We start from the raw sequence: 19,832 nt of genomic DNA, 5'->3' as shown, positions 1-19,832 counted from the left end.
GGCCAGGATGTTCGAACGCAGGGGTCTGGCGGCTCTGGCAGCCTCGCTCGCCATGCCGGCCGCGGCGCAGGCGCAGGAGGCGTATCCGTCCCGGCCTATCCAGGTGATCAACCCCTACCCGGCCGGCGGTGCCACGGACCTGATGGCCCGCGCCATGGCGACGGGCCTCGCGGCACGCCTGGGCCAGCCGGTCGTGGTCGTGAACCGGGACGGCGCGGCGGGTGCTGTCGGCACTGCGGCCGTCGCCCGTGCGGCGCCGGACGGCTACACCCTCGCCTTCGTCCCGGCGCTCGTGCTCTCGGTGTTGCCGGTGACCCAGCCGAATTCGGGCCTGCACCCCGAGGCGTTGCGGCCGGTCTGCCAAATGTTCGCGAACGCGCAGGCGCTCGCGGTGCGGCAGGACTCGCCCTTCCGCTCGCTCGCCGACCTCGTGGCGGCCGCACGGGCGGCGCCGGGGCGGATCACCTACGGTTCGCTCGGCGTCGCCTCCATCCCGCACCTTGCGATCCTGCAATGGTCGCGCGTCGCAGGCATCGAGCTGACCCACGTTCCCTACCGGGGCGATGCCGCCGTGATGACCGACGTCCTGGCCGGGCGGCTCGACATCGCGGCCATCGTGCTCGGTTCGGCCTCCGGGCGGACGGACCTGCGGCTGCTCGCGGTCTTCGACACGGCGCGCAACCCAGCCTTCCCCGACGTGCCGACCGCAATGGAAGGGGGCTTCGACGTGGCGCCGACGAGCTTCGGCGGACTGATGGCCCCGGCCGCGACGCCGCCCGAGCGGATTGCCGTGCTGGAAGCCGCCTGCGCCGCGGTTGCGGGGGAGGAGGTCTATCGCGCCGCCGCCCGCCGCGCCCTGCAGCCTGCCGCGTACCACACGGGCGCGGATGCCTTCGCGGCGCGGCTGGCGCGCGACGTGGCCGAGAAGGTCGAACTGCTCCGCGGCATCCGGATCGAGCCGTAGTGGCGCGAAACCAAGGGAGAAGAAAGACCATGCTGCAACGACGCCGACTCGTCGCGGGGCTCGCTGTCGCGGGGCTCGGCGCCACGCGCCCCGCCACGGCGCAGGAGGTTCCGCGCACTATCACCCTCGTCGTGCCGTTCCCGGCCGGAAGCGTCGTGGACATCATGGCGCGGCCGTTCGCGGAGCAAATGCGGGCCGCCCTCGGGCCGGCCTACACGGTCGTGGTCGTCAACCGCGACGGCGGCGCGGGTTCGGTCGGCGCGGCCGCCGTCGCTTCGGCCCGACCGGATGGAGCGACGCTGTTCTTCGGCCCGTCGGGGATGCTGACGACGCGGCCCTTCCTCGTCGAAGGCCTGCCCTACGGCTGGGGCGCCCTCGAGCCGGTCTGCCAGTCATTCGAGAACATCTTCGTCATGGTCACCGCCGCGAACTCGCCGTTCCGGTCGGTGAGGGACGTCCTGGAGGCCGCGCGGGCGCGGCCGGATACGGTGAGCTGGGGCGACGCTGGCGTCGGCACGGTCGGCCACCTCGTGGCGATGGAACTCGCGCGACGGGCCGGCGTGCGGATGACCCACGTGCCCTACCGCAGCTCGCCGCAGCAGGTGGTGGACACGCAGACGGGCGTCTTGTCCTTCTCCATGACCACCGGCGCGACAGTGCGCGGGACGGACCTGCGGGTCCTCGCCGCGGTCGCGGATGAGCGGCAGCCCGGGATGGCCGAGGTGCCGACCTTGAAGGAGCAGGGCTTCCCCGTGAACTGGCGCGGCTTCGGCGGCGTCATGGCACCGCGCGGCACGCCGTCGGCCGTCATCCGCCGCCTGGAAGCCGCCTGCCTGGACGCCACGCGCAGCGCGCCCTACCGCCAGATGGCGGAGAATACCGGCCAGGTCGCGCCAGCGCTCGACGCCGCTGCCTTCGGCGCGCGCCTGACGGCGGAGTACGAGAACGCCGCGACGTTCCTGAAGGAGATCGGGCTGGCCCGGTGAACTGAATGGCCCGCGTTCGCAGGTCGTGTCCGCCCGTGCCTGGATCCGGGGGTTATGGGTCCTTCGCCGGGCCAAGCGTCGATCACTGCCTCTGGCGCGAGGCGCACTCGACGATGTCTAGGCTCCGTGGAACGATGCCGGCCCTAGCCACGACTGGCAGCGTGCGGAGGCTCGCGTCGGCGTGGACGACCGTCTCGCGAAACTCCGCCACCGCCGCCGAGAGGAGCAAACTTCCGATCCCACGCCGGCGGACCTCGGGGGCGACGCCGAGTTCCGCGATGTAGGTAACGGCGATCCCGTCGGACAGAGCGCGGACAAATCCGACGACGCGGCGGTCCACCACAGCGAGCGCGAACCAGGTAGCGCCGCGGAGCCGTCGTTCCGTCGCCTCCGGATCAACCTTCGCGGACCATCCCAACCGGAACAAAAGCTCTGCCGCCTGCGTCGTATCGTCCGGCAGGAGATGACCGCGGATGGTGACGGTCAGTTGGGTCATGCTGCGGCAGGCCCGAGCATTGACCCCCGCCCGCGCCGATCCGGTTCGTCCTCTCGGGAGCCCGCGGCGGCCTGGGCACGACGATCCGTACGCTGCGGCACGGCGCTCGAAGCGGCCATTCCGGCGTTCGCAACACGAGGACGGCTGACCCCGAGAGGCGTCCCGTTCCTGGTCCTTCCCCTCATCGTCTCACACCATTGTCCGCCGGACGCCCTCGAGGTCGTCGCGGCAGACGCGGCAGAAGTGGAGGAACGGGTCGGGGTCGGGGCGGTGCGAGAGCGCCGTCTGCGCCAGTTCCCGCACGGCCATGGCTGGGCGGAGCGAGACCGCGATGATCGCCTGGAGGACGCGTTCGGCCTCCTCCACCACGGCGGGTGAGGCGAAAAGCCGCATGTGGTTGATGAGGCCGACGATCTTCTGCTCCGTCGCGCCGAGCCTCAGTTCGCCTTCGTCCCGCACGTAGGCCGCGAGCAGCAGCCGGGACGCCCGCATGAGGAAGTCGGCATACACGGTCTCCCGCTTGGCAATCTCGTGGGCGATCCGCTGCAGGCGCTCCTGGTTGCGCTGCGTGTAGGCCGCCACGGCGAGCGAGGCGCCGCCGCCTATGAGCGCACCGACGAGCGCCGGGAGCCAGGAGAGGGTGGAGGAGGTCATGACCGCGCTCTCCACCTCGTCACGCCGACCCTGCCGGGGATGCCGCGAGGGCAGCACCTGCGCTCGAAGGGGCACGGAGGACTGGCGTTTCGGTGATCGGTTCCCCGGGGCTGACGTCCGCCGTCGCGGGTCTGATCCGAAACCAGGCGACGTAGAGACCGGGCAGGAAGACGAGGGTTAGCAGGGTCGCGACCGCCAGGCCGCCCATGATGGCGTAAGCCATCGGACCCCAGAAGATCGTCGGCGCGATCGGGATCATGCCGAGGATCGCGGCCGCCGCGGTCAGGATGATCGGGCGGAAGCGGTGGGTCGTCGCCTCGACCACCGCGTCCCAGGGATGGCGCCCGTGGGCCTTCTCGGTCTCGATCTGATCCACGAGGATGACGGAGTTCCGGGCGATCATGCCGGTCAGGGCGAGCACGCCGAGCATGGCCACGAAGCCGAGTGGTTTGTTCGCGAGGAGCAGGGCGGCGACAACGCCTATGATCCCGAGCGGGGCGACGCTGAGGACGAGGAGGAGGCCGTTGAACCGCCGCAGCTGCACCATCAGCACCGTGAAGATGATGAGGAGCATGAGGGGCAGCATCGCCATGACCGAGCCCTGTGCCTTCGCGCTCTCCTCCACCGTGCCACCGACCTCGATGCGGTAGCCTGCGGGCAGGCCCGCCGACAGCTCGGTCATCTGGGGCGCGAGGGACTGGACCACGGTCGCCGGGAGGGCCCCGCCGGCCACATCGGCCTGTACGGTCAGGGTGGGCCGGCGGTTGCGGCGCCAGACCAGGGGGAATTCCTGCCCGTACTCCACGGTCGCGACCTGGCCGAGCGGCACCGTCCGTCCATTCGGCAGGGAGACCTGGAGGGTCCGGATGGTGTCGAGGGAGACCCGCTGCTCCGCCGAGGCGCGGACGAGGACGTCGACGAGGTAGAGGCCGCTGCGGACCTGCGTCACGGGCGCCCCCGTCACCACCGTGTTCAGCGCCGTGGCCAGGTCCTCGGAGCTGAGGCCGAGGAGTCGCACCTGGTCCTGGTCCACGCGGATCCGCACCGTGCGGGCCGGCTCCATCCAGTTGAAGTTCACGTTCCGGACCGCCCCGTCCGCGCCGAGGATGTTCGCGACGCGCCAGGCGATCCCCCTCACCTCCTCCGGGTTCGGGCCGCTCACGCGGTACTGGAGGGGCCACCCCACGGGCGGGCCGAGCTCCAGCGGGTAGACGCGGCCGGTGATGTTTGGAAAGTCGTCCTCGATCGCCCGCTCCAGGCGGGCCCGCACGCGATCACGTTCCTCCAATCCCTTCGTGACGACCACGAGCTGGGAGAAGGAGTCGCGTGGCAACTGAACGTTGAGGGGTAGGTAGAAGCGCACCGCTCCCCCGCCGACGTAGGTGCTCCAGTGGTCGACATCCCGGTCATTGGAGAGGAGCCGGTCGATGCGAGCGGAGAGGTCACGCGTCGCGTAGATGGACGACCCCTCGGGCAGTTGGAGGTCCACGAGGAGCTCGGGCCGGTCCGAGGCCGGGAAGAACTGCTGTGGGACAAAGCGCGTCCCGTAGAGCGACGCTCCGAAGATCAGGACGGTGAGACCGATTGTGATCCAGCGCGCCCGCATCGCCGCCTCGAGGACCCGCCGGAAGGCGCGCATGAGCCAGCCCGGCTCCTCGGAATGCGCGACCTTCGGCTTGCCGAGGATCCAGACGCCCAACAGGGGGGCGAAGATCACCGCGACGACCCAGGAGGCGAGCAGCGCGATCGCGACGACGGCAAAGATCGAGAAGGTGTATTCGCCCGCCGCGCTGCGGGCGAAGCCGATCGGGACGAAGCCCGCCACGGTGACCAGCGTCCCCGTGAGCATCGGGAAGGCGGTGGAGGTGTAGGCGAAGGTCGCGGCCTGTTCCTTGCTGTCGCCGTGCTCCAGGCGCGTGACCATGCTCTCGACCGTGATCATGGCGTCGTCCACGAGCAGGCCAAGCGCGATGATGAGGGCGCCGAGCGAGATGCGCTGGAGGTCGATGCCGAAGAGGGCAAGGGCCGCGAAGGTGATCGCGAGCACGAGAGGGATGGCCAACGCTACGACGGTCCCTGCTCGCAGGCCGAGGCTGACGAGGCTGACGCCGAGCACGATGGCGATCGCCTCCCAGAGCGCCTCCGTGAACTCATCCACCGCGTGCTCGACGGTGACGGGCTGGTCGGCGACGAGATGTGCCTCGATCCCGACCGGGAGGCCGGCGACGATGTCCTGCATCGCGTGCTCGACCTCCCGCCCGAGGGCGAGGACGTCGCCGCCGGTCCGCATCGCGATGGCCAGCCCGATCGCGTCCTGGCCGTTGACCCGGAAGATCGGTTGCGGCGGGTCGATCGGCCCGCGCGTGACCCGCGCGATGTCACCAAGGCGGATCAGGCGGCCGCCCGCGACGAAGTTGACCGCGAGCAGGTCGGCCTCGGTCCGGAAGGCCCCCGAGACGCGGACGAGGATGCGCTCATCGCCGGTCTGGACCGTGCCGGCGGGGGCCACCGCGTTCTGAGCCTGAAGGGCTGCGATCAGTGCGGAGCGGTCGAGCCCCAGACCGGCTAACCGTTCCGTCGAGAACTCGATGAAGACGCGCTCGTCCTGCGCGCCGAGGACGTCGATCTTGCTGATGTCCGGCAGTTCGAGCAGGCGCTTGCGCACCTCGTCCACGGCGTCGCGCAGTTCGCGCCGGGTGAAGCCGTCGGCGGTGAAGCCGTAGACGATGCCGAAGGTGTCGCCGAACTCGTCGTTGAAGAGCGGCCCCTGTACGCCCGAGGGCAGCGTCTGCCGGATGTCGCCGATCTTCTTGCGGACCTGGTACCAGATGTCCGGCACCTGGGCGGCCGGCGTCGCATCGCGTAGCGCGACGAAGATCGTGACCTGTCCGGCGCTGGTGTAGCTGCGGACGTAGTCGAGGTTCGGTGTTTCCTGAAGCTTCCGTTCCAGCCGGTCCGTGACCTGCTGGAGGGTGTCCTCCAGCGTCGCGCCTGGCCAGGAGGCCTGGACGACCATCGTCTTGATCGTGAAGTCCGGGTCCTCGCTCCGACCGAGCGTGCGGTAGGCGAAGAGGCCCGCGACGACGAGCATCATCATGAGGTAGGCGACGAGGGAGCGGTTCCGGATCGCCCAGTCCGAGAGGTTGAAGCGGGTCATGTCGCGTCTCCCAGCCGGCGCACGCGCTGGCCGGGGCGCAGCACCTGGGCACCGGCCGTGACGACGACCTCGCCGGGCTCGAGCCCGGCCGCGACCACCGCGGCGGCGGGATCGTGCCGGGCGACCTCGACCGTCCGCAGCGAGACCGTCTCGCTCCGCAGATCGAGGACCCAGACGGCGGGACGCCCGCCGGCCACCGTCAGCGCGGTCGCGGGGACCTGCAGGCCAAGCGGCGCGGCGAGCCGGATGCGGCCGCTGACGGTTGAGCCGAGGCGCATGGCCTCGGGCGGGTCGAGGATCGTCACCTTGACCTGGTAGGTGCGGGTCGTGGCGTCGGCCTGGGGCGACACCTCCCTGACCCGGCCGGTGGCCCGGATGGCTGGGTCGTCACTCAGCACGATCTCCACGGCGGGATCCCGTGGTGCGGTGCGGACGAGGGCCTCTGGCACGTCGAACACCGCGTCCCGCCCGGCCTCGCGCGCGAGTTGGACAACCATGCCGCCCGCGCGGACCACCTCGCCCGCCTCGGCGCCGACGGCGGTGACCGTCCCCGCGGCGTCGGCGCGTAGGACGGTGTAGGCGAGCTGGTCCTGCGCCAGCCGCAGCTGCGCCCCGGCGGAGGCGACCTGCGCCTCGGCGGACTGGAAGGCCTGCTGCGCGTCGTCGTAGCGCGCCCGCGGCGTCCAGCCCTGCCGCAGCAGTTCGGACTGCCGCCAGAAGGCCTGCCGCGTCTGGGTGAGCAGGGCCTCGGCCGAGGCGAGCTGCGCCTGGGCGGAGCGGAGCGAGTTCTCCTGGTCCGCGGCATCCAGCCGTCCGACGACCTGCCCCGCCGTGACGGTGTCGCCGGGATAGACCGGGCGCACGACCATCCGTCCGTTGATCCGGAAGGACAGGCTCGCCTGTTCACGCGCGCGGACATGGCCCGTGAGGGAGACCGTCTCTCCCTCGGCGCGCTGCTCGACCGTCACGGCGCGGACGGGCCGGATGTGTGCCGGCGGCGGGGCCGTCTCCCCGCAGCCGGTCAGGCCGAATGCGAGCAAGAGGGTTGCGGCGGGTATCGCGCGCTTCATCGGGGTTCTTCCAGTTCTGGACGGGGATCGGCAGTGCATCAGTAGCGGTACACGCCGCGGCCGGACTTGCGGCCGAGGTAGCCGGCCGCGACCATCTCCCGCAGCAGCGGCGCCGGGCGGTACTTCGCGTCGCCCAGTTCCTCGTGCAGCCGCTGCATGGAGGCGAGGACGACGTCGAGACCGATGAGGTCGGCCATCGTGAGCGGACCCATCGGCTGGTTGCAGCCGAGGCGCATGGCGTCGTCGATGTCGGAGGCCTCTGCCTGGTGATCGCCGAGGACGGTGAAGGCCTCGTTCAGCATAGGAAGCAGCAGGCGGTTCACGACGAGGCCCGGGGAGTTCTTGACGGTGATGGGCGTCTTGCCCAGCCGGACGACGAGGGCCTCCACGGCGTCGTGCGTGGCATCGCTCGTCCGGAGCCCGCGCACTATCTCGACGAGGCGCATCAGCGGGGCCGGGTTGAAGAAGTGCATCCCGATGAAGCGGTCGGGCCGGGTCAGGGCCGATGCGAGGCGCGTGATCGACACGGAGGAGGTGTTCGACGCGATGATGGCCTCGTGGCCGAGGAGCGGCTCGATCCGATGGAGCACGGTCGCCTTGAGGTCCGCGTCCTCGGGCACCGCCTCGATAAGGAGGTCGGCCGGGCTCAGGTCGGTCTCGCAGGCGACCGGCCGGACGTGGCCCACGGCCCGCGCCCTCTCCTCGGGGGACAGACCGCCACAGACGACGGCGCGCTCCATGCTGTCGAGCACCCCGGCGGCCGCGCGGATCGCGGTGGACTTGCAGGTGTCGGCCAGGAGGACGTCGATGCCAGCCCGGGCGAAGACCCCGGCGATGCCGCGTCCCATCGTGCCTGCGCCGACGATTCCGACGGTCCGAATGGGCATGCTCAGGTCCTTTCCCGCGGCAGGGCCCCGAAGCGTGAAGGAAGTGGGCGGCCGGTCGGGGGGGGATGACCGGCCGCCCGCGAGTCCGGGCGGCGTTGGGGGTTGGGGGTGCCGCCCGTCTGCCCGCGCGTTCTAGGCGGCCCCGGATCGCGAGTGGGGTAAGGGCTGGTATGCTGTGGTTAGAGCCGCGGTGAGGGCGGCGCGGGTGCCCTGCGCCGAAAGCAGCGGCGCATGACGGCCACCTCGGCTAACCTGCGGTCGTTCCGGGAACCCGACGACCTGGAAGGACTTCGTGGCCGAGCAGAGCCCTCTCCCTCCCGAGCCTGCCCTGTCCTTCGGCGGGTTCCGGGTGTTGCCGCGGCAGAGGCTGGTCCTGGAGGCTGGGAGGCCGCTCCGGTTGGGCAGCCGCGCCCTCGACATCCTGCTCGTGCTGGTCGAGCGGCCGGGGGAGCGGTTGAGCAAGGGGGAGCTGATCGCGCGCGTCTGGCGCGACACCCACGTCGTGGAGGGGAACCTCAAGTTCCAGGTGGCCGCCCTGCGGCGCGCGCTCCGAGACGGCCAGGACGGACGGCGGTTCATTGAGACGAGCCAGGGCCAGGGCTACTGCTTCGTGGCACCGGTGACGGTGGAGGGTATGGCGGATGCGCCCGCGGAACCGGACACCGAGCGGGCCCCGGAGCCGGCAACGTCCCTTGAGCCGCTGATCGGACGCGACGAGGTCGTCGCGAAGGTCGTCGAGCGGATCGGGCGCTACCGGCTCGTCACGCTCGTCGGGCCCGGCGGCATCGGCAAGTCGTCCGTCGCCCGCGCCGTAGCGGACCGGCGCGACGCTGCCGGGGAACATGGCCACCGTGTCGTCGAGTTGGCAGGGATCGTGGAACCAGCCCTCGTCGTCGGTGCCGTCGCGGCTGCCCTGGGGCTCGACGTCCGGCCGGGCCTGACGGTCGCGGACGTCGCGGCGGCCCTGCGCGGCCGAGGCCTTCTGCTTCTCCTGGACGACTGCGCGCATCTCGTGGACGCCGTCGCCTCGGCCGTCGCGGCCCTCCTGCGCAGAGCGCCCCATCTCCGCATCCTCGCGACGAGCCGCGAGCCCTTGCGCGTTCACGGGGAGCACGTCGTCCGGCTACCACCCCTGGAATGTCCGCCGGCAACGGGAGTGAGCGGCGCGGGCGAGGCGCTGCGCTATCCGGCCGTGCAACTCTTCGTCGAGGTGGCGAGCGCGAACTCCGATGAGTTCCGGATGACCGACGATGACGCGCCACTCGTCGCGGACATCTGCCGGCAACTCGACGGCGTCCCGCTCGCGATCGAACTCGCGGCAGCCCGCGTCGGGGTGCTGGGCCTTCGTGGCCTAGAGGTGCAGCTGGCCGACCGCCTCCGCGTGCTCGCCGGCGGTCGCCGCACCGGCCTTCCCCAGCACCGGACGATGCGGGCGGCCTTGGATTGGAGCTACGACCTCCTTTCACCACCGGAGCAGGCGGTGTTTCGCCGGCTGGGCGCCTTCGCCGACACCTTCACCCTCCCGGCCGCAGCCGTCATCGCGGCGGACGAGGACGTGCCGCCGGCCGATGTCGTCCCCCACGTGATCGAGCTCGCCACCAAGTCTCTCGTCGTGACCGAGGCGGATGAGCCGGAACCGTGCTTTCGGCTGCTGCAGACGATCCGCGCTTACGCCAGGGAGAAGCTGGCCGAGGGCGGCGAGGCGGAGCACCTGGCGCGCCGTCACGCGACGTTCTGGCTGAACCTCTGCGAAGCCGCCGCCGAAGGTGGCTCCGAGCCAGAGCTAGCGGACGTGAACACGGCACTGGCCTGGGCCTTCTCGCCGGCCGGTGACCGTGGCCTCGGCATCCGTCTGGCCGCGGCGGCGCTCCCGTGTTGGATGGCCGCGTCCCGCCTCGGTGAGGGACAGCCCTGGCTGGAGAGGGCCCTCGAAGGCCTGGATGATGCGGGTCTGCGTGGTACCCGCGAGGAGTTGGTGCTCCAAGCCGGCGTCGGCATCATCACGCAACTCGTGAAAGGGGTGACGGCCGAGGCCGAGGCCGCACTTCTACGGGCCCTCGAACTCGCGAGGAGCTTCGACGCCCCCCTGTCGGAGTTCCAGGTCCTCGAGAGCCTCTGGATCTATCGCCTCAGGATCGGAGCCGTCGGCGAAGCCCTGGGCCTGGCGCGACTGGCCGAAGATCGGGCAAAGGCCGCCGCTGCCCCGGACGTCCTGGCATCCGCAGGTTGGATGCTCGGTGTCACCCTCCACCTCTCCGGTCTATCCAACTTGGCGAGGCCCCTCATCGAGGAGCGGCTGCGACAGCGATCCACCGCATCGCGGCGGCTCCAAATCCGGCATGCCGGCTTTGACGAGGCAGTCGCGACCCACTTCATGCTGGGCCACGTCCTCTGGATCGAAGGACGTCCGACGGAGGCGTTTGCCGCCGTTCGAGATGCCGTCGCGGATGCGCACAAATTGGGGCATCCCACGACTTTGTGCTCGGCCCTCGCCTGGGGCAGCTGCACGTTGTCACTGCATGCCGGTGACTACGCCGAGGCTGCCGAGGCTGCGGCGGAACTCGTCGAGGTTGCCGAGGTTCACGCGCTGGCCGACCCACTCCTCTACGGTCGAGCCGTTCAGGCCATCGCCGAGCTCCACCTAAGGAGGACGGAGGCCACGCAGGCCGAGGCCACCCTGGCGCTCGAGCGCTGGCGTGCGACGAAGTGGCATGTTTTCCTGCCGGTGAGCCTGTTCGCGCAGGCGGCCGCAGCTCTCGGGCTGGAGGCTGAGATGCTCCGGGAGGTGGACGATGCTCTCCTCCATGCCGAACATTCCGGACCGGTCTGGATCCACCCGGAATTGCTGCGGGTGAAGGGGGAGCTGCTGTGGAACAAGCCGTCGCAGGACCAGGAGGGAGTGCGGGAGTACCTGTTGCGGGCATTCGCGCACGCGCGTGATCGCGGGGCGCTCGCTTGGCAGTTGAAGGCCGCAATCAGCCTGGCCCGCTTCGATCGAGGTAGGAAGGGGCAACAGATGTCGTCCGCGCTGCTCGTGGAGACGTGCCAGCAGTTCGGCGCCGAAGCCGATACGGCCGATCTCCGTGTCGCGCGGCATCTCCTCACGAGGTTTCCCTCGCTGGTCGGACCGCAGATGCCCGTGCATTCGAAACCACATCGCCGACGGTGACGGGGCTGGACGAGTCAACCACCACGCTGCGATGTCCGCTGTTGGGCAAGAGCGGAGGCGTCCCCGAGGTCCGCTTCGGGCGCTGAACGGCCGACCAGGGTGAGGCTACCGGTAAGCCTTTTGTCCTCTGAGTCGTGCTTGGCTTCCCCGCTGGACAGAGCGAAGGGTTGGGTTTGCGAAGCGGGTCGGCGCCCTCCCGTACAGCCCCGGGCGGGTGACCGCGGAACGGGGCTCGGGGTGGTAGCACTCGAGTGGTCGGGTGCGGACCAGGAGCCCCGACATGAACACGCCCACGAAGCTCTCCGCCACTGGCGCTGCCGTCCTGCACGCAGCTGCAGATCATCCCGAGGGTCGCGCGACCCCACCCGAGACCCTGCCCACCGCCGCCAGGAATGCCGTGATGGCGAGCCTGCTGCGGACCGGGCTGCTGGAGGAGGTCGCGCCGGAGGGGGAGGGGAGCGCCCCCGCGCTGCAGATAACGCCGGCCGGCCTCGCCGCGATCCGGCGGGAGGTGGCCCCCAGTGGCGCCGAGAACCCGCCTGCCAGGACGGGCGAGGGCGGGACGACGTTGCAGACCGCCCGGCTGCCCCTGCGCCGGGCCGCAAAGGCCGTGCTGCTGGCCTGGGACGTGGGGGGACGGCCGTACAGGGCTCCCCGGCGCCACCGAGGCGCTGCGGGCCGCCCTGGCGCGGCGTGGCGCGGGTGGCCGCCCCTCCCGGGATCCCGCCACGCCCCGCCGCCCGCGCGAGGGCACGAAGCGCGCGGCCGTCCTCTCCCTCCTACGCCGGCCGGAGGGCGCCACGATCGCCGACCTCGTCGCCGCGACCGGGTGGGCCGGGCACACGGTCCGGGGCTTCCTGGCAGGACTGAAGAAGGCGGGCCTGGACGTGGCGGTGCTGGAGCGCGTGCGCCAGGTCGGGCCAGGGGCGAGCGGGGCGAAGGGGAGCTACAGCATCTACCGCGTCGCGGAGGTCACGCCGGCGACCGCGGCCACGGCGGAGGTCGGCTGATGCCGCGCGGACGCACCATCACCGCCTCTCCGGCCAGCCCCGCTACGCGGTGGGGCTGTACGGGGTCTCCACGGCCGAGCAGGGCCATTCCGGGCTCGGCCTCGAGGCCCAGCGCGCGGCGGTGCGGGCCTTCGTCGCGGCGCAGGGCTGGGCGCTGGTAGCCGAGTACGAGGACGTCGCCTCCGGCAAGGACGACAGGAGGCCGGGGTTCCAGGCCGCCTTGCAGCGGTGCCGTCAACTCGGCGCCATCCTCGTCGCCGCACGCCTCGACCGCATCACCCGGCGCGCGCACACCCTCTCGCAGCTGCTCGAGGACGGTGTCTCGATCCGGGCAGCCGACATGCCCGGGGCGGACGACCTGATGCTGCGGGTCTACGCAGCGATGGCGCAGAAGGAACGAGAGCTCATCTCGGAGCGGACGCGTGCGGCGCTCGCCGCGGCACGCGCGAGGGGGCGGGTGCTCGGCGGAGATCGGGGGTACCGGCCCACAGCGGGCCCGGACGCGGCGGCTGCGGCGCGGGCTCGACGGGAAGCAGCGGAGCGGGCGGCGCATCGTCTCGTGCTGGAAGTCGAGCGCCTGCGCGCTGAGGGGGTTGAGGGGCAGACTGCGCTGGCCCGGGCGCTGAACGACCGTGGCGTGCGGCCTCCAGCCGGACGCGGCGCCTGGACGCACACGACGGTGGCCAGGGTGCTCCACCGCGTCTCGGCCTGACGCATCGGGCCACTCAGAAGGTCGGTGCAGGCTCGCCCGGTCGGCCGGGGACTGGTTTACCCGCAAAGGGCTCGCCGACGACCCCGTGACAGACACGACGAACCCGGCACGGCCAAGCGACCGCCCTGCAATGGGGGAGAGGGAAAACGGTCCAGCCGGCGCACAGCGGCGCCGCATGGATCGGGAGACAAGCGCTTGGCTGTCCTGAAGCTCACACTCTTTCACACCAAGACGGTCGCGAATATGGCGGAGGTCGTCTTCAACAAGCAGATACAGAGGGGCAACGCGTTCCTTAAGCCCCACGGCATCTCGTTCCAGCGCTACCCCGAGAGGGGAAGCATCGAGCTGGACTGGACCGCGCCCATCGCGGAGAGCGGCAGGGAGAACCCCGGCCGTCATCAGCGCCTCGAACTCCGCAGGAAGGCGAACGACACCTACTACAGCGAGGACAACCGGCTGCCGGTGATCCTCTGCCAGATCGGCGGCAAGACGGGAGGCGAGGCACCGGGGTCCATTGATCAGAAGTTCGACTGGCTGCCCTGGGTCATCATGGACGCATTCACGCTGAACGACGATGGGCTGACGCTCACGCACGAGGCGGGACACTGCGCGGGCCTGAAGCATCCGGGGTACGGATCGAACGCGGAGCCGCGGCTCATGATGGGCGACGACGCCGTGACGGACAACATCATGGCCTACGGCACGTTCGACATCGCCACGCAGAGCTACATGCCACGCTCGTTGGTCGAGACCTGGCAGGTCAACGCGTATCGAACCGCGTATTTCTACTCGGCCTGACGCGCCGCGACGCAGGAGCGCCGATCGGTTCCGACGCTCGGCCGCTGAACTTGAGGCGGCATGAGGGAAGTCGGCAACGTGCTGTCGGGCATCGATATGCCCGGGGCGGACGACCTGATGCTACGGGTCTATGCAGCGATGGCGCAGAAGGAACGCGAGCTCATCTCAGAGCGCACGCGTGCGGCGCTGGCCGCGGCACGGGCGAGAGGGCGAGCGCTAGGCGGAGATCGGGGGTACAGGCCTAGCACGGGGCCGGACGCGGCCGCTGCGGCGGAGGTACGACGGGCGACGGCAGGGAGAGCGGCCCATCGCCTCGCATTGGAGGCGGAGCGGCTGCGTGAGGAAGGGGTGGTCGGGCGGGCTGCGCTGGCGCGGGCGCGGGCGCTGAACGACCGTGGTGTTCTGCCTCCCGCAGGTAGGGGGGCGTGGACCCACACGACGGTCGCCCGCGTCCCCTGCCGATCAGGCGAATGACTGGGTTGGACGTTGCCAGCTTGTCCGCTTCTGGGAGAAAGGTCGACCGAACCGGACGTCCGGTTAGTCCTCCTCCCGACGGCAGGTACTCCGACCGGAGACAGGCCGGGCACTCCTTCGTCACGCCCTCGTGGCCTGTCGTCGCGTCCAACAGGCTGTGTTGCTCCGCGAGCGCCTCGAGTCGGTGCGGATGCGCTGCCCGAAGGTCATGATGTGGAGCGACAGCCGGAAGCTCGGGAAGAGGGCACCAGGCGTGTCCTCACGGTTAGCGAGGAGCAGCCGAAGGAAGCGGTACGGGTCATTCGCGACGAGGACAACGGCCGGCAGAGCCGAACAATCAGCCCGGCGAGGTGCCATGGTCCCCGGTCCTCAAGCAGAGCCGCCGAGCGGTCATCTTCAACCACTCACGAACTCAGAAGGAAGTAAGAGTCCGTTTGAGAATCATCGATAGGCGACGCGGCGCAGTAGCAGGGCGCCCATGGCGACGTGGATCATGGCTTCGGATACGTCGAGGCGCTTTTCGTAGTCGCGGACGAGGCGGCGCCAGCGGACCATCCACCCGAAGGTGCGCTCCACGACCCATCGGCGAGGGATGACCTCGAAACCCTTTGCCGTGTCGGACCGACGCACGATCTCGACGACGAAGTCGAGGAACGCGGCCTTGTCCATGAGTTTGGTGCGGTCGTAGCCCGCGTCGGCGAACAGGTGCTTCAGCCAAGGCCAGCGCTTGCGGATGGCGCCGAGGATCGTTTGCGCGCCCGCGCTGTCCGACACGTCGGCGGGCGTGAGGTTCACCATCAGCAGCCGCCCGTCGGTGTCCACCGCGACGTGGCGCTTGCGCCCGATGATCCGCTTGCCCCCGTCGTAGCCGCGCACCTCGGCGAACGGCGCCTTCACCGTCTGGCTGTCGAGCACGCCGCCGGTCGGGCTGGCCTCCCGGCCCGCCGCCCCGCGGTCCAGCATCAGCGCCACGTCGTGGATCGTGCGAAAGAGCAGGCGCCGGACGAAACGCCGGAACCACCAATAGACCGTCTGCCATGGCCCGAAGTGCACCGGCAGCATCCGCCAGCCGCCCGCGCTGCGCGCCATGTAGCGGATCGCATTCAGCACCTCGCCTAGATCGACTTCGGGCTTCCTGCCGCGCCGCGATGGCTTCGGCAGCAGCGGCTCGATCCGCGTCCATTCCTCGTCCGTCAGGTCGGACGGGTAGCGCTTCGTCTTTCGGCCAAGTTCGGCCATCCGGCCTCGGGTCTCTCGGGTCCACATCCCGAGCTTGAACCACCCTCGGCCGCGGTCGGGCCAAGCCTTTCTCAAACGGTCACTAAGATCGAGAAAGACTGACCAGAGTGCTCATTCAACCGCAGACGATACCCACGGGCGAACCTCAGTTGAGGGTGATCAGGCCCCCCTTCACCGCAACTATCGCGGCCGCCTCGACCTGCGTCATCGGCGCCGTCAAGCCGAGTCTGACCTTGCCCTCGACCGAGAGAACCAACCCCTCAAGCGCGATGCCCTGCTGACTGATCACGATGGAACTCGAACCCACCTTCAGTGTGATCTCCTTCATCGCTTCCACGGTGACACTGCCGAGCTTCGTCGTGATGGAGAGGTCGCCCATTGAGACGACCGTGTCGTCGTCGCCCTCGTCGATCGCTGTTGATCGACTGCCCTTCTTCAGGTGGAGCGTGTCGTCGCCGCGTTCGATCGTCGTCGTCCGGTTATCCCCGATCGTCTCCGTCTGGTTCGCACCTATCGTGGCTGTCTCATTGCGCTTGACGTTCACCTCAAGGTCACGTTGCGCCTGAAGAAAGACGAGCTCCTTTCCCTTCTCGTCGTCAAAGGAGAGTTCGTTGTATTCCGACGAGCCACCCTCGGGCGTGGAGCGCGTTCGAATGCCGGACTTCGAGCGCTGCGCCGGTGGCGTGAAGGGGTAAGGATCGGATCCGTTGTAGAGTCCCCCGATGACAACGGGCCGATCAATGTCCCCGTCGACGAAGCCGACCGCGACCTCCGTCCCGACGCGGGGGATGAACTGCGTTCCCCAGCCCTTGCCAGCCCAGGGCTGAATCACCCGAACCCAGATCGACATGTCCGCCTGCGAGTCCTTCCGATGGTCCCATGGAAAGCGGATCTGGATGCGGCCGAGACGGTCGGTGTGGATCTCCGATCCAGCTGGCCCGATGACGACGGCCGAGAAGATTCCGTGCATGATCGGCTTGGCAATCGTCAGGCGCTCGCGCCACGGCACGTCGGCTCGGAAGGCCGAGAAGGAATTCGTATAGCCTGTGAGGGCGCTCGTATTCCGGCTCACGTCCTCACGCCCCTCATGTACGACCGTCTGAAGAACGTAGGTCTTGTTCCGCTCTCCGGAATGCGGATCCTGGCGGAGGATGAAGCGGTGGCCAGGCGAGAACGTCTTCGTCTCCCCCGTCCCATCCACCAGAGAGGAGTGCGCCTCCGCGGCTTCGATGAGAAAGCGAGACCGACGGTCGGCCTCGCCCCGATCCGTCGTCATCGCCGGCCAGCGGAACACATCGCGTTTGTCGGCGCCGGGCATCCGTCGCTTCGTCAGATTGGAAACAGCGAAGCTGTGCGGCGTCTCCGGGTCATAGTCTCGCAGGCAGACGAGGCCGTGCGTCGTCGCCTCCGTCGGGCACCAGTTCGCCAGGGCGTTGTTCTCAGCCGAGGAAGGCCGCACCTCGACTTCGCGGGCCGCCTGATCCGCGCCGACCCAGCCGAACGCCGCATTTCCGTCGGCGATGACGAGGTGATGATCCCGCTCCGAATGTTCGAAGAAGTAGAACCAACCCTCCTCCTGCATGAGGCGCGTCGCGAAGGAGAGGTCGGTCTCATTCATCTGAACGGTGTATTCACGGACCTGCTTCTCACCGAAGACCCGGAACTCGACAGAATCGATGTCACACTCGTTGAGCAGGGCCCGGAGGATCTGCTCCGCCGTCTGCTTCACGAAGACCCGACAATCCTGCGTCTGTGAGAGGAACCAGAGCCTCGGCACAATCTCGAGCGCGTAGCGCCAGTTGTTCCGGAAATCGCCACCGAGGAGCGAGACGCGACGGATCAGGCCGTGAAAATGTCGCATCGGGACGCCCTCCTCCTGTAAGGAGAGGCAGGCAGTCCGATAGAGGATGTCGTCGGGCTTGAGGTTTCCCACGGGCGAGAGCACGTCGAGCCGCAGTTGATAGGGCACCGAGAGCGATTCCTGCGCGTTGAACGCGATCGGCGTGAAGTCCGCATCGATAGCAGAACGAAATGCGAGGAGCCTGTTCGTCTTGATCGATGCCGACATGGTCAACGCAGTCCTCTTGCATGCCTGAGTCAGGACAACCGAAAGCCTAAGCCAGCCACCCTCGGAAAAAGAAGTATTTCCCGTCCTGCACCGCCGTCCCTATCCTGCCGTCATGCGGGGACCGTACCATCCTCAAGGCCGACGAGTTGCCCCCCAGCGCGCCTCCCCGGCTCCCTGACCGATGTCGGGGGTCCGACGCGTCGCAGGGGGCCGCTTCCGCATCTGCATGGCTCCGTCCGACGAGTCGGACAACGAGGGCGCGAAGGCGTTCGGCCTCATCGCCGAGGACCTCATCATCGACAACTACCTCCGCCGCAAGGCCGGAACGGAGAACGTCAACGTCTGGACGGACCGCGGGCACCCCCCGGAGATCTTCGGCGCTCAGTTCATGCCGGGTAACGTCATGGCGCTCCAACGCTGGTTCGCGACCCACGACAACATCTCGCCCGCCGCTTTCTCAGTGTTCTACTTCGCGAATGGCATGAAGAACCGCGTCCCGGATATCGTCGATAACCGCACGAAGGAGTGGTTCGAGATCAAGCCGGCCTCCCGGACCGGCATCGACGCCGCGGCCAAGAAGATGACCGGCATCACGAAGATGGTCGGCGATCTCGGCCTGAAGCACACCCCCGGCACGGGCTACAACCCGGGATCAGGCGATGACATCGACTTGCTAAAGCGTCTCCCGGCCGGCTTCGGCAACTTTCTACAGATGATGACGCACCGAGTGGGCGGCATCAGCAGCATAAAAATCCTCCTGCGCTTCCGGCGGATGACGCCCGGCATCATCCTCTACTGGATCTGCGTCATTGTGGAGTTCGGAGACTCAGACCTCGAGACTGAGGAGGTCGATGAACTCGTCACGGGCATCGCGCGCTGGACTATCGTGCACATCTTCCGGTCGCTCCGCGGCATCACACCGAACGTCGACAAACCATTCGAGATCAGAGTTCAGAACAAGAACGAGCAGTTCCGACGGCTCTTTCAGCCGGCCGATACGCACATCGTCACGTCGATCCTTCGCACGCGGCCCGCCGCGCGCTACTCCGTCTGCGGTGGACAGCGGGCGGCTCAGCTCATCGTACAGGACGCCGAGAATCAGCGCCTGCTCGCGCGCTTCTCGCCAGCCGGCGAGAACGGACCCTTCATCATGCCGAGCACGAGCACCGACGGGATGATCATCGCCTTCGGAGTGACCGCGGTCTTCGTTGTCCTCGTCGTTGGTCTCATCATCGCTCCAGAGGCGGCACCGATCGTCGCCGACGCCGCCCTCGTGGTCGGGCGCGCTGCCCTCCAGGCGATGGCCGCCGGAGTCCGGGTGGGCTCACGCTACGGAGCCCGCGTCTTCCTCGCGCGGTCGGCAGCGACCGCTGCCGCGACGGGAGGAACCGGAGCCATCACGACGACCGCCATCGGCGAGGGCGCCGCGTTGACCGTCGAGGAATCCATCAGGATACGACTCGCCTGGTCGATCGCGACGGAGGCGACGAAACAAGTCGCGAGGAAGGGAGCACGGTATGCCGTGGCCCCGATGTCCGGCGCTCTCCTCTTCCTCGGCCACGTCCCGGACGCCCAGGCCGCGACGTCGGCTAACCTCACCTCCGGAGGTGCGACACGGTCCGTCGACCCGCTCGCGTCGCGACCGGACCTGCCACAGCCCCTCATGGGTGCCACGAAGATGAACATCGAAGCAGTCCGCCTCATTCCCTGGACCGGCATGTTCTTCGGGAACTCGGTCAATCCCCTCGTGCCGCTCTCGGGGGGCACCCTCATCAAGCAGGGTGAGACCGTCAGCGGGGGGGGATTGGAGATGGTCTTCCTCTTCGACGTTGAAATCGTGGACATGCCCGAACTCTTTATCCCACTCGATGAGGGCGACCCGGCCGACTAGCCCGGATCGGCACGCTCTCCATCCCCAAGCGGGCCGGGCAAGGACAACGCCGTCGCACCGTGTGTCCGCTCTCGGAAGCAAGCAAGGATGCGCACGACGAACGCTCTAGGCGCAAAGCCGCATGTCTGCAGTTGGCCGAGAGCGGCACGAACGCTCTTGGCGTCGCTCCGTGCCGGAGCAGACATCGGACCATGTCTGGCGGACGCTGGGAGACAGGGCCGTTCCACCGAACCGGCCCGGCGGGAGCTGATCACCCC

15 protein-coding genes and 1 pseudogene are annotated in these 19,832 nt (G+C 69.2%); 9 read left to right on the top strand and 7 right to left on the bottom strand.

Features of this window, described 5'->3' with window-relative positions; translation table 11 throughout:
- The first annotated feature begins 7 nt into the window (after window positions 1-7).
- The gene (locus ACE7GA_RS01050; RefSeq protein WP_376094404.1) at window positions 8-964 is read left to right on the top strand and encodes a tripartite tricarboxylate transporter substrate binding protein; all 957 of its coding nucleotides are present in this window, start codon (window positions 8-10) and stop codon (window positions 962-964) included.
- 29 nt (window positions 965-993) lie between these two features.
- Window positions 994-1,950: a Bug family tripartite tricarboxylate transporter substrate binding protein gene (locus tag ACE7GA_RS01045; protein WP_376094401.1), complete on the top strand. Its 957-nt coding sequence runs from the start codon at window positions 994-996 to the stop codon at window positions 1,948-1,950.
- An 82-nt stretch (window positions 1,951-2,032) separates the two neighbouring features.
- Here the strand turns inward: ACE7GA_RS01045 and ACE7GA_RS01040 are convergent, their stop codons facing one another.
- The 5 genes from ACE7GA_RS01040 to ACE7GA_RS01020 form a co-directional block, all read right to left on the bottom strand.
- The gene (locus ACE7GA_RS01040; protein ID WP_376094398.1) at window positions 2,033-2,446 is read right to left on the bottom strand and encodes a GNAT family N-acetyltransferase; all 414 of its coding nucleotides are present in this window, start codon (window positions 2,444-2,446) and stop codon (window positions 2,033-2,035) included.
- 189 nt (window positions 2,447-2,635) lie between these two features.
- Window positions 2,636-3,100: a hypothetical protein gene (locus tag ACE7GA_RS01035; protein WP_376094396.1), complete on the bottom strand. Its 465-nt coding sequence runs from the start codon at window positions 3,098-3,100 to the stop codon at window positions 2,636-2,638.
- Between the two features lie 19 nt (window positions 3,101-3,119).
- Window positions 3,120-6,257 carry an efflux RND transporter permease subunit gene (locus ACE7GA_RS01030; protein ID WP_376094393.1) on the bottom strand — a complete coding sequence of 1,046 codons (3,138 nt, stop codon included), beginning with the start codon at window positions 6,255-6,257 and terminating at the stop codon, window positions 3,120-3,122.
- The gene (locus ACE7GA_RS01025; protein WP_376094390.1) at window positions 6,254-7,327 is read right to left on the bottom strand and encodes an efflux RND transporter periplasmic adaptor subunit; all 1,074 of its coding nucleotides are present in this window, start codon (window positions 7,325-7,327) and stop codon (window positions 6,254-6,256) included. The genes ACE7GA_RS01030 and ACE7GA_RS01025 overlap by 4 nt, the downstream gene beginning before the upstream one ends.
- A 38-nt stretch (window positions 7,328-7,365) precedes the next feature.
- On the bottom strand, window positions 7,366-8,214 hold the full coding sequence (locus ACE7GA_RS01020; protein ID WP_376094387.1) for a 3-hydroxyacyl-CoA dehydrogenase NAD-binding domain-containing protein: 849 nt from the start codon (window positions 8,212-8,214) through the stop codon (window positions 7,366-7,368).
- Between the two features lie 292 nt (window positions 8,215-8,506).
- On the opposite strand from ACE7GA_RS01020, the gene ACE7GA_RS01015 reads away from it, so the two are divergent.
- The 6 genes and pseudogenes from ACE7GA_RS01015 to ACE7GA_RS00990 all read left to right on the top strand — a co-directional run bounded on the left by ACE7GA_RS01015 (window position 8,507) and on the right by ACE7GA_RS00990 (window position 14,377).
- Window positions 8,507-11,383 carry a winged helix-turn-helix domain-containing protein gene (locus ACE7GA_RS01015; RefSeq protein ID WP_376094384.1) on the top strand — a complete coding sequence of 959 codons (2,877 nt, stop codon included), beginning with the start codon at window positions 8,507-8,509 and terminating at the stop codon, window positions 11,381-11,383.
- 521 nt (window positions 11,384-11,904) lie between these two features.
- Window positions 11,905-12,270, top strand: a pseudogene (locus ACE7GA_RS01010) (DUF3489 domain-containing protein); the annotation flags it as partial.
- Complete coding sequence (locus ACE7GA_RS01005; RefSeq protein ID WP_376100581.1) at window positions 12,271-12,393, top strand: hypothetical protein; 123 nt, start codon at window positions 12,271-12,273, stop codon at window positions 12,391-12,393.
- A gap of 49 nt (window positions 12,394-12,442) precedes the next feature.
- Window positions 12,443-13,105: a recombinase family protein gene (locus tag ACE7GA_RS01000; protein WP_376094381.1), complete on the top strand. Its 663-nt coding sequence runs from the start codon at window positions 12,443-12,445 to the stop codon at window positions 13,103-13,105.
- Window positions 13,106-13,300: 195 nt separating this feature from the next.
- Window positions 13,301-13,903: a hypothetical protein gene (locus ACE7GA_RS00995; RefSeq protein WP_376094378.1), complete on the top strand. Its 603-nt coding sequence runs from the start codon at window positions 13,301-13,303 to the stop codon at window positions 13,901-13,903.
- Window positions 13,904-13,963: 60 nt separating this feature from the next.
- Window positions 13,964-14,377, top strand: coding sequence for a recombinase family protein (locus ACE7GA_RS00990; protein WP_376094375.1), 414 nt, complete (start codon window positions 13,964-13,966; stop codon window positions 14,375-14,377).
- A gap of 441 nt (window positions 14,378-14,818) precedes the next feature.
- Here the strand turns inward: ACE7GA_RS00990 and ACE7GA_RS00985 are convergent, their stop codons facing one another.
- Together ACE7GA_RS00985 and ACE7GA_RS00980 are read right to left on the bottom strand one after the other, a co-directional pair.
- Window positions 14,819-15,643 carry an IS5 family transposase gene (locus ACE7GA_RS00985; RefSeq protein WP_376094372.1) on the bottom strand — a complete coding sequence of 275 codons (825 nt, stop codon included), beginning with the start codon at window positions 15,641-15,643 and terminating at the stop codon, window positions 14,819-14,821.
- Window positions 15,644-15,761: 118 nt separating this feature from the next.
- A complete protein-coding gene (locus ACE7GA_RS00980) occupies window positions 15,762-17,684 on the bottom strand; it encodes a type VI secretion system Vgr family protein (RefSeq protein ID WP_376094369.1) in 1,923 nt (640 codons plus the stop codon).
- 226 nt (window positions 17,685-17,910) lie between these two features.
- Between ACE7GA_RS00980 and ACE7GA_RS00975 the strand changes: the two genes are divergently transcribed.
- Window positions 17,911-19,575, top strand: coding sequence for a hypothetical protein (locus tag ACE7GA_RS00975; RefSeq protein ID WP_376094366.1), 1,665 nt, complete (start codon window positions 17,911-17,913; stop codon window positions 19,573-19,575).
- The last annotated feature ends 257 nt before the right edge of the window (window positions 19,576-19,832 follow it).

Origin of the sequence: Roseomonas sp. CCTCC AB2023176 (assembly GCF_042259275.1) — a bacterium.
GTDB lineage: Bacteria > Pseudomonadota > Alphaproteobacteria > Acetobacterales > Acetobacteraceae > Roseomonas.
Note: the sequence above shows the minus strand (reverse complement) of the source record. Positions and strands in the feature narration are given on the sequence as shown.